The following is a 13,623-nucleotide window of genomic DNA, read 5'->3' as shown; positions in this document are numbered from 1 at the left end:
AGTGGAGGATTTCCGTTTCGGGGGAGGGGCGGGCGCCCCTCCCGGATCACTGGTCCTTGCGCTGGGCGTCGAAGGTCTTCAGGTACTCGTTGAGCTTGTCGCTCAGCTTGTCGCCGAAGAGGCGGTGCAGCTCCTCGGTGGCGAGGCGGTGGTCGAGGTTCTTGTTCACGCTGCCGTTGACGGGCGCCTCGTTGGCGCCCAGCAGCTCGTCGGCCGGGCGAAGCCGGCCGTTCTCGACCAGGCGCGGGTCGGCCCGCTCGATGTCGGCGATCGTGATCCCCGAGTCGGGGTCCTTGAGGGCCTGCTGCGCCACGGCGTGGTTGACGGCGAAGTCCCACTCCTCCTTGCTGCGGTCCCAGGTCTGCTGGAAGTCCGCGGGGTCGGGCGTGAGGCCCTTCTCCCAGATGAAGTTGTGCGACTGGGCCACGCCCGGCGTCCACTTGAAGAGCTCGGTGAGCTGCCTGACGCCCTGCTGCGCGAGCCGGCCGAGCGAGCGCGTGCCGGGCAGTTCGAGGATGAGCTCCTTCGCGGCGGCCGCCCCGGCGCGCGTCCAGTTCGAGTGCTGCGTGGCGAGCGCGGTGGCGCGGTCGGCGTCGGTCTGGGCCTCGGTGAACACCTTGTTGAAGCCGTTGTCGAGCAGGCCCATGAGCATGCCCGACTCGTTGGCCTGCGTGCGGGCCTCCTCCGGGTCCTGCCAGGCGTCGGCGTAGGCCGCCTCGGCGAGCGTGTGCGCGTAGGCGGCCTCGCCGAACTTCTGGCCCGCGGCGGGGCTGCCCATGATCATCTCGACGAAGTTCTGGCGGGTGTCCAGCGACAGGTACATCTGCGAGGCGGGGTTGCCCAGGCTGAGCGCGTCGTCCCCGCTGTTGTCGGCGGCGCTGAAGTAGTCGAGGTACCCGGCGGCGGTCTTGCCCATGGCGAAGGCGATCTCGGGGTTGGCCGCGCCGATCGGGGCGTCCTGGAAGCTGCCGATCTCGCCGTAGGAGTCGGTGAAGAAGTCGTACGCCGACTGGTCCCAGTGGCTGCCGGGCGTCTCGTTCGTCATGGTCGTGAACAGGGCGTACGCCGACTGGGCGGCGCGGTCGGCGACGGCGGGGTCCTTCGAGGAGGCGTCGTCGCCGATCCAGTCGATGAGGCCCGCGGCGGCCTTGCCGTCGTCCTTCCACTGGGGACCGAAGAGGCCGCGGAGGACGTGCTCGGGCGTCTCCTTGCCGTAGTCGGGGTGCTGGAGGCCGCCGGTGAGCAGGGCCGCGTTGGCGTCGCGGTTGCGCGTCGACACCTCCAGGACGCTGATGAGCTCGTCCTCGGAGCCGAGGCGGTACGAGGAGTCGGCGTCCGCGATCGCGAGCGTCAGGGCCGCCGAGTACTCCTTGCCGCCTTCGAGGTCGTCGAGCCCGCCCTGGTCCCGCATGGCGCCGAAGAACTTGCCGAGGGCGCGCAGCTCGGCGCCGGTCTCGCGCGAGTACGGCGGCTTGTCGCCGGTGCCGAAGAAGTGGTCCACAAGGGTCTTCATGGAGCCGGGCATGCGGGCCCCGCCGCCGCCGATGCGCGGGTCGGACAGCGCGAGGAGGCCGCCGCCCATGGCCGCCATGATGAGCGCCTGGTCGGCGGCGGGGGTGTCGGAGCCCTTGAGGATGTCGGGGATCAGGTACAGGACGCCGGTCTGGATCGGGTTGTGCTCGGTCCAGGGCTGCTCCATGCCCTTGAAGAACTGCTCCAGGAAGTCGAGCTGCCCGGTGGTGAGCGTGCCGCCGTTCTGCTGCTTGTCCCTCGCCTCGGCGGCGAGCGCGAGGATCGCCTCCAGCATCTTGCGCTTGTCGGCCGGGAGGGCCTCGTCCTCGTTGATGAACTCGCGCAGCCACTCCGCGAACTCCTTGCCCTCCTGGCCGGTGAGCGGGGGGACGCCGGCGGCCGCGCCGAAGAGGTTGAACATCGCCCAGGAGGCGCCGCCCCCGGCCGCGAGGGACTTGAGGTTCGCGGGGGTCGGGCCGCCCTTGAGGTGGGACCCGGCGGTCTTGGCGTCCAGCTTGTACTGCTCGTACGCGGCGTTGATGACGCCCTGGAACGTCGCGAGCGAGCCCGCGCCGGCCTCGGCGACGGCGTTGTCCATGACCTTGGCCTGCACGTCGGAGGGCATCCCCCCGGTGATCCCGGCCGACGCGGGGGTGACCCCGAAGTCGCTCGCGACCTGCTCGGCCCACAGGCCCTGGTACCGCTCGGCGAGCTTCTGGTACGTCTCGGCGTCGTCGGCCCACTGGCCGGTGACGGTGCTGCCCCAGACCGAGCCCTGCATGGCCTTGCGGGCGGCCTCGATCGATTCGGCGCCCTGCCGCCGGAGCGGCTCGGAGACGAGTTCGGAGAACTCGACGGCGGTGGAGTTCATCTGCTCCATGACGTCGGAGCCGCGGCCGATGATGCTGCCGGACTTGGCGTCCAGCTCGGTCGCGAGGTCGCGGAGGGTTTCGACGACGGCGGTGGAGACGGGGATGTGCAGGCTGCCCACGGTGGGGATGCTCGGCATGGGGTCCTCCTTCGAGCGGGGTCAGACCGGTCTGATCGAGGGGGCGCTGGGCGCGGGCGCGTCGACGCTCTGGAGCCCGGCGTTGTCGGTGTCGGTGCCGACGCCGTCGCCCACGGTGGCGTGGGTGGTGCCGCCGACGCTGACGCCGTGGTCGGCGGTCTTGCCGAGGTCGGTCGACCAGGTGGCGCCGAACTCGTCGTAGCCCTCGACGACCTCGGGTTCGCCCGCGGCGGCGACGCACTGGTTGACGATGCCGAGGAGCTCGCCCTTGAGAGTGCCGAACTGCTCGGCGCTGTCGATCGTCAGACCGCCTTTGGTGCTGGCCTGATCGGGGTTCATGCCGACAAAGTCCATCGGACCTCCAGGGGGTGTGCAGGCGCGGATCGACGTCAGCGTATCGGGAATCGGTGATGATCGGAAGAACATCATGTGAACTGTCTTGCTTGCGCCCCACCGGAAGTGAAGAATGATGCAGGAGTCGCGCAATCGGCTCCCGAGTGTCCGGAGTGGTTGCGGGCGCTCTTTACTTCTGCTTCACGGGCGTGTCAACATGAACCGATACGCTCCCCAGCACGGGCCATTCGCATCCTGCTCAAAGGAGGAACCCCCATGGCCGGAAACGAATTCGGTCTCACAGAGGCCAATGCGCTCAACGTCAGCGCCAACGACCACTCCCTCTCCGTCGAAGAGCTCTTCGGTCAGCTCCAGGCGCTCATCCAGGAGATGGAGAATGACGTCAACGCCCAGGGCGGCAACGCGCTCGCCGCCTTCCGGACCGCCAAGGCCGAGTTCGTCACCGCCTACAACGCACTCGCCGACAAGTACGGCGTCAGCGCCATGACCCAGGGCTCCACCAGTACCGAGGGCTTCACCACCGACGACGCCAACGAGGCCGGCTTCGCCGCCGTCCCCGGCGCGATGCCCGCGATCAAGCCGATCAACATCGGCGTGGCCTAGAAAGGACGCTCCACAATGCCTGGACAAGGTTTCGAACTGTACGGCAACGTCGGCGAGCTCCAGAACCTCGCGGGCGTCCAGCACACCTACCGCGGCCGCTTCGAGGGCATCCTCGGCCAGATCCAGACCGCGGTCGGCACCGTCTCCCCCAAGTGGACCGGCGCCGGTCTCGAGGGCTTCACCACCTTCAACAAGACCAGCGAGACCGAGTTCACCGACGTGCAGGCCGCGTTCAACAAGCTCGCGACCGCCACCGAGGACGCCGGCACCAACTGGAACGGCTCCATCACCCGCATCAACGGCATGTGGGGCTCTTGACCGACCCGCAGCCGGCGCAGCCGAGACCGGCCGAGGCCGGGACCGAGCTCGCCCCCATGGTCATGCGGCGCACCGGCCAGAGCGAGCGCTACGTGCTCCAGGCCGCCGCGCTGCGCCGCCGCCAGCTCCGCGCCGCCGTCCTCTACGGCTCCGCGCGGAGCTGGCGGCAGCGCCAGCCCCTCTGGCCCGCCGCCCTCATCGGCGCCGTGGCGGTGGCCCTCATCGTCGCCGGGATCGCCGTCGCCGGCGCCTTCGAGAAGCAGCGGCAGCGCGAGGCCGAGGAAGCGGCCGAGCGCGACGCGACCGTATCCGCCCCGTACTCCTTCAGCCCGGACTGAGAAGGCCCACCTTGCCCGGTCGATACAGCACCGTCACCGTCGTCGGCCCCCGCGCCACCCGCGACCTCGCCCTCCCCGACGACCTGCCCGTCGCCGAACTCCTCCCGCAGCTGCTGCGCCACACCGGGCCCGACGAGCCCGAGGCCGACGGCACCGGCTGGGCTTTGTCCACGATGGACGGCATCACGTTCGCGCCGTCCGGGACGCTCGCCGAGGCCGGCGTCCCCGACGGCGGCGTGCTCCTCCTCCACGACGCCACCGCCGCGGCCCTCCCCGACACCGTCGAGGACGTGCGCGACGCCGTCGAGGACGCGATCGACGCCGGCGGCGCCCGCTGGGAGTCCGGCACCGGCCGCCTCCTCGCCGTCGCCACCGCCGGCATTCTCGTCGCCGCCGCCGCGTTCAGCCCCGGCGCCGACCCCGCGATCCTCCTGACCGGCGGCCTCGTCTGCCTCCTCGCCGTCCTCATGTCCTGGTGGTCCGCCCGCCAGCACGACCTCATGACCCACCTCGCCCTCACCGGCGGGGCCCTGTGGGCCGGGCGCGTCGGCCACACCGCCGTCGACGTCCTCGCCGCCGACGGCGGCGCCCACCAGTCCACCCGCCTGATCGGCGCCGGCCTCGCCGCCCTCGCGTTCGTCGTCGCCGCCCGCGCCGGGGCCCGCCTCGCCACCGCCTACGCCGTCGGCCTCGCGACCGCGCTCGCCCTCGGCGCCCTCGCCTGGGCCCTCTGGGCCCGCATGGGACTCGCCGCCGTCAGCGCCGAGACCCTCGTCCTCCTCATCGCGCTCTTCGCGATCGCGCTCGTACCCCGCCTCGCCATGTCCACCGCAGGCCTGTTCGCCCTCGACCGCGAGGTGCGCGCGGGCGAGCCGACCAGCGACGAGCACCTGGCCCGTCGCCTCCAGGCCACCGACGCCCGCCTCACCGGCGCCGTCTGCGGCCTCGCCGCCTCCGCCGCCGCGGCCTCGGCCCTCCTTGCGGCCCAGATCGACCCGTGGGCCTCGCTCATGGGCGCGGGCGGCGCGCTCGCGCTGCTGACCCGCTCGCGGATCTTCGAGCTGGTGCGCCACGTCGCGCCCCTGCGCCTCACCGGCATGGCCGCCGCCGCATGGTCGGCGTGGCTGTGGATCGGCCACTCCGACCCCCTGCTCTCGTGGCTGCCCGCGCTCGCGGTCCTGGCCGGACTCGCCTACGTCTCGGTCGCCTCGGTCTCGCGCTCGGCCGTCTCGGCCGCGTGGTGGCGGCGCGTGGTCGCCGTCGCCGAGACGCTCCTGGTTGCCGGCATGATCGCCCTCGCCGGGCACCTCTCGGGCCTGTACGCGATGATCGGCGGGATCTGACATGGGCACCGAGGTCGTCCGCCGCCCGGCGCGCCGCCCCGCCCCCGAGGTCTCGGCCGAGCCGATCACGCTCGCCTCCCCTCCGGCCCTCGGCGATCCGCCGTCGGCGGTGATGGGCGCGCCGATGCTCATGATGCCGCTCATGTCCGGCTCGGGCGCGATGATCATGGTCCTGTCGAACCTCGGCCGCCCCCTGTACGCCACGGCCGGGCTGCTCATGCTCGTCGCGAGCGTCGCGATGGGCGTGGTCCTGTTCGTGGCCATGCGGTCCGGGCCCCGCCGCAAGCTCCGGCAGGAGCGCGAGCGGTACCTCGACTACCTCGAGGACGCCCGGCACACCATCCGCGAGGCCGTCAAGGCGCAGCGCGACCACGCCGCCCGCCGCCACCCGCACCCCGGCCTGCTCCTGGGCCTCGCGTGCGACCCCGGGCGGCGCTGGGAGCGGCGCGGCTCGGACCCCGACCTGCTGCACGTCAGATGCGGCCTCGCCTCGGTCCCGTTGAGCCGCAAGCTGACGCTGAAGATCGACGAGCAGAGCCCGCTCGTCGTCTACGACCCCGTGTGCCACTCGGGCGCGGAGGAGCTCGTCGACCAGTACGCGAACCTCGCCGACCAGCCGCTCACCCTCCCGGTGGGGGACATCGGGGAGGCCTCGATCGTCGGCGAGTTCCCGCGCACCCGCGCCGCCGCCCAGGCGATGCTCGCCCAGCTCGCGGTCCTCGTCGCGCCCGAGGACCTGCGGATCGCGATCGTCGCCCACCCCAGCGTCGCTCCCGAGTGGACGAAGCTGGCATGGCTCCCGCACCTCCTCGCCGACCCCACCGCCGCCGAGGCCCCCGTCCCGCTCATCGCCCCGACCACCGCCGAACTCGCCGAGCTCCTCGCCGACGACCTGGCCCTGCGCGCCGCCGAGCTGCGCCGCCGCCGGGGCGGCCCGCCCGGGCCCGGCACGCGCCGGCTCCTCGTCGTCGTCGACGGCGAGCACCAGGTGTCCCTGCCCGGCGTCCTCCCCGACGCCGGCGCGAACGAGCTGCTCGGACTCCACGTCTGGACCCTCGTCGCCGAGCAGCGGCAGGAACCGGAGCACACCGCCGCCCGGATCAGGGTGGACGCCGACCGGATCTCGGTGACCCGCATCGAACGCGGCGACGGCGCCGTCGCCGAGACCACCAGCGACGGCCGCCCCGACCGGCTCGCCCCCGCCGACCTCGCCGCGATCGCCCGCGCCGTCAGCCCCTGGCGCCTCGACCTGGACGACGTCTCGCACGCGCTCTCCGGCGTCCACGGCCTCGCCGACATCCTCGGCGTCGCCGATCCGGCCGAAGTGGACTGGCGCCGCACGTGGGCACCGCGCGAGGAGTCCTCCCTGCTGCGCGTCCCGTTCGCCGTGGACGCCGACGGCCGCGTCGTCGAGCTCGACCTCAAGGAGTCCGCGCTCGGCGGCATGGGCCCGCACGGACTCATCGTGGGCGCCACCGGCTCCGGCAAGTCCGAGGCCCTGCGCACCCTCGTCGCGGCGCTCGCGGTGCGCCACCCGCCGGACCGGCTCGCGCTCCTCACCGTCGACTTCAAGGGCGGTGCGACGTTCGCCGACTGCGACGACCTGCCGCACAGCGCCGGCGCGATCACCAACCTCGCCGACGACCTCGGCCTCGTCGACCGCTTCGCCGAGGCCCTGTACGGCGAGATGGCCCGCCGCCAGCAGATCCTCAAGGACGCCGGGAACCTCCCCAACGTCCACGCCTACGCCCGCCTGCGCGAGGCGAACCCGCAGATGGAGGCCCTGCCGCACCTCCTCGTCATCATCGACGAGTTCTCCGAGCTGCTCACCGCCAAGCCCGACTTCTCGGACCTGTTCGTCGCCGTCGGGCGCATCGGCCGGTCCATCGGCGTGCACCTGCTCCTGGCCACGCAGCGCCTCGAGTCGGCGCACCTGCGCGGCCTCGAATCGCACCTGTCCTACCGGATCGGCCTGCGCACGTTCTCCGAAGGCGAGAGCCGCGAGGCCATCGGCGTGCCCGACGCCTACCGGCTCCCGCCCGAACCCGGCTCCGGATACCTCAAAGTGGACACCACGATCTTCACGAGGTTCAAGGCCGCCATGGTCTCCGGCAAGTACACCCCGCCGCGCGAGGTCGAGCAGCGAAGCCTCCCGGTGCTGCCGTGGCCGGTGCCGCCCGTCGTCAACGTCCTCGACGCCCTCGTCAACTCCGCGGCCCTGCGCCCCGGCGGCGAGCAGCCCGACCCCGAGCACTCGGTGCTCCGCGTCCTCGTCGCCTCCCTCGGCCTCGCGGCCCGCATGAACGGCATCGCGTCGGTCCGCCCGGTGTGGCTCCCGCCGCTGCCCGAGGCCCTGTCGCTCTCGGCGCTCGACACCGGGCCCGCCGAGCCCGGCGCGGGACTCCGCGCCGTCCTCGGCCTCGCCGACCACCCGCGCGAGCAGCGCCAGGACGCCCTCGAATGGGACCTCACCGGGGCCGACGCCAACCTGGCCGTCCTCGGCGCGCCGACCTCCGGGAAGTCCACGCTCCTGCGCACGCTCGTCTCCGGCCTCGCCCTCCGCTACCCGCCGACCGCGTTCGCCGCCTACGTCGTCGACTACGGCGGCGGGTCCCTCGGGTCCCTGGGCCGCCTCCCGCACGTCGCCGTCGCCGCCGGGCGCGCCGAGCCCGAACTCGTCGCCCGCACCCTCGCCGAGGTCCGCAACCTCCTCGACCTCCGCGAGAACCTCATGCGCGCCAATGGAATCGACTCCGCCGCGGGACTCAGGCGGGCCGCCGCCGAAGGCCGCGTCGACGTCCCCGGGGACGTGCTCCTCGCCGTCGACGGCTGGGGCGGCCTCACCGAGGCCAAAGAGGACGCCAACGACCTCGTCATGGAGATCGCCTCCCGCGGCCCCGCGCTCGGCGTCCACACCCTGCTCACGGCCGTGAACTCCACCCAGATCCGCGCCCGCCTCGCCGCCGCCGTCTCCGGCCGCATCGAACTGCGCCTCGCCGACGCCTTCGACTCCGGCATCGACCGCAAGCTCATCGAAGAGCTCCCCAAGGAAGTCCCAGGGCGGGTCCTCAACGCCGACAAGCGGTTCGGACACATCGCCCTGCCGCGCATCGACGGCGTCGACACCACCGCGGACCTCGCGGAGGGCTTCGCCGACCTCGCCGAGGCCGTGCGCCGCCGCTGGCCCGGACCCGGCGTCGCCGCCGTCAAGGCCCTCCCCGTCGACGTCGCGCTGCACGAACTCGTGCCGCCCGCGCGCACCCCGGCCCCCGGCGACCCGCACGCCCTCGCGCCGGTCCTCGGCGTCGCCGAGAGCGACCTGCGGCCCGCCGCCCTCGACTTCCGGACCGACCCGCACCTGGTCGTCTTCGGCGACACCCAGACCGGCAAGAGCACCCTCCTGCGCACCGTCATGCGCCAGATCGTGCGCCGCCCCAGCGACGAGGCCGGGATCTTCCTCGTCGACTACCGCCGCTCCCACCTCGAAGAGGTCCCCGAGGACCACCTCATCACCTACTGCAACACCGGCGCGCACGCCGCGCAGAACGCCTTCGAGCTCGCCGAGGCCCTCAAGAAGCGCCTCCCCGGGCCCGACGTCACCCCGCAGCAGCTGCGCGACCGCGACTGGTGGACCGGGCCGGAGATCTTCGTCGTGGTCGACGACTACGACCTCGTGCCCACCTCCGCCGGAAACCCCCTCGCGCCCCTCACCGAACTCGCCGCCCACGGCGCCGACCTCGGCCTTCACCTCATCCTGGCCCGCCGCACCGGCGGCGCGAGCCGCGCCGTCTACGAACCGCTGCTGCGCCAGCTCTGCGACATGTCCAGCCCCGGCCTCCTCTTCTCCGGCGACCGCCTCGAAGGCCGCCTCGTCAACGGCACCGCCAGCCGCCAGCTCCCGCCCGGCCGCGCCCTCCTCACCAGGCGGGGGGAGAACCCGGACCTCGTCCAGATCGCCAGGGTCTGAGCGAACGCGAGCGGCGACGGGCGTCGCCGCCCCGCCGACTTCGGTATCGGCCGATCGATACTCCTGCCACCCGTCCCGGTACCGCAGGACGATGCGCCGCACCGGGTCCGGCCCCTACCGTCGAGGCATGGACCCGATCGACTCCCCGCGCCCCTCCCGCCGGCGCGATCCGCTCGCCCGCCGCCTCGCCCCCGCGATCGGCCTCGCCCTCCTCTCGCCGGTCTGCGCCGAGATGCTCTCCGGGTACGACGTCACCACCGGCGACCCGGCCGCCCTCCTCGTCACCGTCCTCTTCGGAGCGGCGCTGTACGGCGCTCCCGCACTCCTCATCCGCGAGACCGCCCGCCGCGCCGGACTCGGCTGGCCCGGCGTCCTGCTCCTCGCCGCCGCGGCCGGCATCGTGCAGGCCGGCATCGTCGACCAGTCCCTGTTCTCCTCCAACTACCGCGGCATCGACTACTGGGACGAGCTGACCGGCCCCACCTGGATCGACCCGCTCGGCCTCAGCGCCGCCGCCGCGACGACCTTCATCGGCGGCCACGTCATCTGGAGCTTCACCGCCCCCATCGCGATCGTCGAGGCGATCGACGCGCGCGACCACCAGCGGCCCTGGCTCCGCGCCCCCGGCCTCGCCGTCACCGCGATCCTCTACCTCGCCGCCGCGTACTTCGTGCTCCAAGACCACCTCGCGACCGAGACCGACCACGCCTCCGCCGCCCAGATCACCGGCGCCGCGACCGCCGCCGCGGTCGGCATCGCCCTCGCACTCCTCCTGGGCCGCAGCCGGGACCACACGCACCAACGGCGCGTGCCGCCGCCCGCGGTCCTCATCCCCGCCGCGGTCGTCCTGATCACCGCCGCGAGCTGGTCCCACTCCTGGACCGGCGCGGCCGTCGGCGCGGCGCTCATCGCCGCGGGCGCCGCCGCGATCGTCCACTGGTCCCGCTCCGCGACCTGGCAGCGCCGCCACACCACCGCGCTCGCGGCGGGCGCGCTGTTCGCCGTCGTCCTCCCCAGCTTCCTCACCGACCCGATCGGCGAGACCGACCCGGTCGCGAAGTACGTCAACAACGCCGCCATGACGCTCCTCGTCATCGCCCTCACCTGGTGGTCGATGCGCCGCGCCGCCCGGACGGCCGCGCCGCGCTAGGGCCTGTCCCGTGCGTCCCGGCGGGGCCGGATACCGCCCGTCCGGATGCACGGGACAGGCCCTAGAGTCGTGCCCGGATCCGCACACGACCGAAGGAGCACCGCATGGCACGCACCGCAGTCGTCAGCGGCGGCGGCACCGGCATCGGACTCGCCGTGGCCGAACGCCTTGCCGCCCAAGGCGACGACGTCATCCTCACCGGACGCCGGGACGACGTCCTCGCCGCGGCCGCGAAGCGCATCGGCGAGCGCGCCTCGCACGTGGCCGCCGACCTCGAGACCCCCGAAGGCGCCGTCGCCGTCCTCCAGCACGCCTCCGAACGCGCCGGTCGCATCGACGTCATCGCCGCCGTCGCGGGCGGCAACGCCGCCGCCAAGCCCCCGGAGGACCTCCCCAAGGGCTTCGAGCGCGCCTCCTGGGCGTGGACCGCGAACCTGCGCCTCAACGTGATGACCGCCGTCCACCTCGTCGAGGTCCTCAAGCCGATCCTCAACGACGACGGCCGCATCCTCCTCTACAGCTCCATCGCCGCCTACCGCGGCTCCGGCTCCGGCAGCTACGCCGGGTCCAAGGCCGCCCTGCACCCGTACGCGATCGACCTCTCCGCCGAACTCGGCGCGCGCGGCATCACCGCGAACGTCATCGCCCCCGGGTACATCGAGGACACCGAGTTCTTCGGCACCGCCATGACCGAGGAGCGCCGCACCATGCTCGTCGGCCAGACCCACAACGGCCGCCCCGGCGCGCCCGCCGACGTCGCCGCGCTCACCGCCTGGCTCGCCTCGCCCGAGGCCGGCCACGTGACCGCCCAGATCATCCAGTCCAACGGCGGCGCGCTGGCCGGCCGCTGACATGGCCCTCGCCTGGTTCGTCGTCCGGCTCCTCGCCGTCACGATCGGCTTCGCCGCCCTGCACGGGTACGCGTGGCTGCGCCTCTGCCGCGACACGACCCGGCCCGGCTCGAAGTGGCGGCCGATCGGCGCGGTCCTCCTCGGCCTGCTGGCCGCGTTCGGCCTCCTCGCCCGCTTCTTCGCGCCCTCCGGCGCGCCGATGGGCTTCCAGCAGTTCGTCGGCTGGCCGGGCTGGATCTGGTTCGGCGTGTTCATGTACCTGTTCGGCCTGCTCGTCGTCACCGAGCCGCTCCGGTGGCTCCTGCTGCGCCGCAGGAAGACCGGTGAAGCCGCTGATAGCGGGGCCGCGACCGGGGGCGCCTCGCAGGACGGTCCGGTGCGGGCCGTTGAGCCGGAAGAGCCGCGACGGACTCCCGCCGCAGAGCAAGCACCCGCGAAAGGCCCGCTCGCCCTCGCCCGCCGTGCGGTCGCCGAACCCGAGGGCACCCCCGGAGGCCTGTCCCGCCGCCGCGTCGTCTCCCGCGCGATCGGGCTGGGGGCGAGCGCGATCGCGGTCGGCACGGTCGGGCACGGCCTCTACGAGGCCTACCGCACGCCGCCGCTGAAGCCGCTCACCGTGGCCCTCCCGAAGCTCGACCGGCGCTACGACGGCTACCGGATCGCGATCGTCGGCGACACGCACTTCTCCATGCTCCGGGGCCGCGGCTACTGCGAGCGCGTCGTCGACCGGATCAACAGCGCCGACGCCGACCTGATCGCGTTCGTGGGGGACCTGGCGAGCAACGAGGCGGACCAGATCCGCCGCGAGACCGAGCCACTCGCGGACCTCGCGGCCCGCGACGGCGCGTACTTCGTGGCCGGGAACGCCGAGCACTACGTGGGCGCCGACGCCTGGTACGACCGCGTCGCCGAGCTCGGCATGACCGGCCTCCCGAACACGCGGGTCGAGCTGCCCGCCTTCGACCTCGCCGGCGTCAACGACCTCATCGTCGAGCAGCGCGGCCTCGACACCGAGACCGGCCCCGACTTCGAAGCGGCCCTAGGCGACCGCGACCCCGCCCGCCCGGTCGTCCTCCTCGCCCACCAGCCCTCCGCCGTCGACCGCCTCGCCGGGTACGGCGTCGACCTCCAGCTCTCCGGCCACACCCACGGCGGCCAGATGTGGCCCGTCCACTACCTCTCCCGCCTCCGCAGCGGCCAGCTCACCGGCCTCGAGACCCACCACGGCACCCAGGTGTACGTCACCAACGGCGCCGGCACCAACGGCCCCCCGATCCGCGTGGGCGCCGACGCCGACATCACCGTGATGACCCTCCGCTCGGCGTAGTCCAGGGCGGCTCGGGCTCCTCGGGACGAGCCCGGCCGGTTCGAGCGGCCCGGGTCGGCCCCGGCCGGCGGTCGCCGCTGACGAGGCTCGGCGAGGACCGGCGAAGGCGGGCGGGATGTCGGTGGGCGCCGCTAGGGTCGGGGCCATGGACATCATTCTGATTCCCGGGTTCTGGCTCGACGCGTCCTCCTGGGACGAGATCACCCCCGCGCTGGAGAAGGCCGGGCACCGGACCCATGCGCTGACGCTGCCGGGCATGGAGTCCCGCGACGCCGACCGCTCCGGCATCGGCCTGCGCGACCACGTCGACCACGTCGTCGCGAAGGTCGACGAGCTCGACGGCCCCGTGGTCCTCGTGGGCCACTCGGGCGGCGGCGCGGTCGCGCACGCGGTGGCCGACGCCCGGCCCGACCGGATCGCGCGGGTCGTCTACGTGGACTCGGCGCCGCTCGGCCCCGGCGGCGTCATCAACGACGAGCTGCCGGTGGTCGACGGCGAGATCCCGCTGCCGGACTGGAACGTCTTCGAGGACGAGGACCTCGTGGACCTCACCCCCGAACTGCGCGAGGCCTTCCGGGCCCGCGCCATCCCCACCCCCAAGGGCGTCGCCTACGACCAGCAGGTCCTCTCCGACGAGCGCCGCTTCGACGTGCCGGCCACGATCATCTGCTGCGAGTTCAGCAGCGCCATGATCCTCGCCTGGATCGAGCAGGGCGTCCCGTTCGTCAAGGAGCCCGCCGCGGTCAAGGACGTCACCTACATCGACCTGCCGACGGGCCACTGGCCCCAGTTCACCAAGCCCGCCGAACTGGCCGACGCGCTCGTCTCGGCGGTCGGCAAGGCCTGACGGC

Annotated in this window: 11 protein-coding genes; 9 read left to right on the top strand and 2 right to left on the bottom strand. The window is 73.3% G+C overall.

Features of this window, described 5'->3' with window-relative positions:
* Positions 1-46 precede the first annotated feature (46 nt).
* Positions 47-2,521: a TPR repeat domain-containing protein gene (locus tag ABD419_RS04625; RefSeq protein WP_344482362.1), complete on the bottom strand. Its 2,475-nt coding sequence runs from the start codon at positions 2,519-2,521 to the stop codon at positions 47-49.
* Between the two features lie 21 nt (positions 2,522-2,542).
* The gene (locus tag ABD419_RS04620; RefSeq protein WP_344482360.1) at positions 2,543-2,860 is read right to left on the bottom strand and encodes a hypothetical protein; all 318 of its coding nucleotides are present in this window, start codon (positions 2,858-2,860) and stop codon (positions 2,543-2,545) included.
* Between the two features lie 270 nt (positions 2,861-3,130).
* Here ABD419_RS04620 and ABD419_RS04615 point away from each other — a divergent pair, with 270 nt between their 5' ends.
* From ABD419_RS04615 to ABD419_RS04575, 9 genes are all read left to right on the top strand, one after another.
* Positions 3,131-3,478 carry a hypothetical protein gene (locus ABD419_RS04615; protein WP_344482357.1) on the top strand — a complete coding sequence of 116 codons (348 nt, stop codon included), beginning with the start codon at positions 3,131-3,133 and terminating at the stop codon, positions 3,476-3,478.
* A 15-nt stretch (positions 3,479-3,493) separates the two neighbouring features.
* On the top strand, positions 3,494-3,796 hold the full coding sequence (locus ABD419_RS04610) for a WXG100 family type VII secretion target (protein WP_344482355.1): 303 nt from the start codon (positions 3,494-3,496) through the stop codon (positions 3,794-3,796).
* A complete protein-coding gene (locus tag ABD419_RS04605; RefSeq protein ID WP_344482352.1) occupies positions 3,793-4,134 on the top strand; it encodes an ABC transporter permease in 342 nt (113 codons plus the stop codon). Before ABD419_RS04610 ends, ABD419_RS04605 begins: the two co-directional genes overlap by 4 nt.
* Positions 4,135-4,145: 11 nt before the next feature.
* A complete protein-coding gene (gene eccD, locus ABD419_RS04600) occupies positions 4,146-5,477 on the top strand; it encodes a type VII secretion integral membrane protein EccD (RefSeq protein WP_344482349.1) in 1,332 nt (443 codons plus the stop codon).
* Position 5,478: 1 nt separating this feature from the next.
* Entirely contained in the window at positions 5,479-9,444 is a 3,966-nt protein-coding gene (eccCa, locus tag ABD419_RS04595) for a type VII secretion protein EccCa (RefSeq protein ID WP_344482346.1), read from the top strand.
* Between the two features lie 127 nt (positions 9,445-9,571).
* Positions 9,572-10,594, top strand: a complete 1,023-nt coding sequence (locus tag ABD419_RS04590) for a hypothetical protein (RefSeq protein ID WP_344482343.1) — start codon at positions 9,572-9,574, stop codon at positions 10,592-10,594.
* A 104-nt stretch (positions 10,595-10,698) separates the two neighbouring features.
* A complete protein-coding gene (locus ABD419_RS04585) occupies positions 10,699-11,445 on the top strand; it encodes an SDR family NAD(P)-dependent oxidoreductase (RefSeq protein ID WP_344482340.1) in 747 nt (248 codons plus the stop codon).
* 1 nt (position 11,446) lies between these two features.
* Entirely contained in the window at positions 11,447-12,772 is a 1,326-nt protein-coding gene (locus tag ABD419_RS04580; protein WP_344482337.1) for a metallophosphoesterase, read from the top strand.
* A 145-nt stretch (positions 12,773-12,917) separates the two neighbouring features.
* Positions 12,918-13,619: an alpha/beta fold hydrolase gene (locus ABD419_RS04575; RefSeq protein WP_344482335.1), complete on the top strand. Its 702-nt coding sequence runs from the start codon at positions 12,918-12,920 to the stop codon at positions 13,617-13,619.
* Positions 13,620-13,623 lie beyond the last annotated feature (4 nt).

The organism is Glycomyces endophyticus (assembly GCF_039531525.1).
Classification (GTDB): Bacteria; Actinomycetota; Actinomycetes; order Mycobacteriales; family Micromonosporaceae; genus Glycomyces; species Glycomyces endophyticus.
The sequence above is the reverse complement of the archived record's forward strand: the minus strand, read 5'-3'. Positions and strand labels throughout refer to the sequence as shown.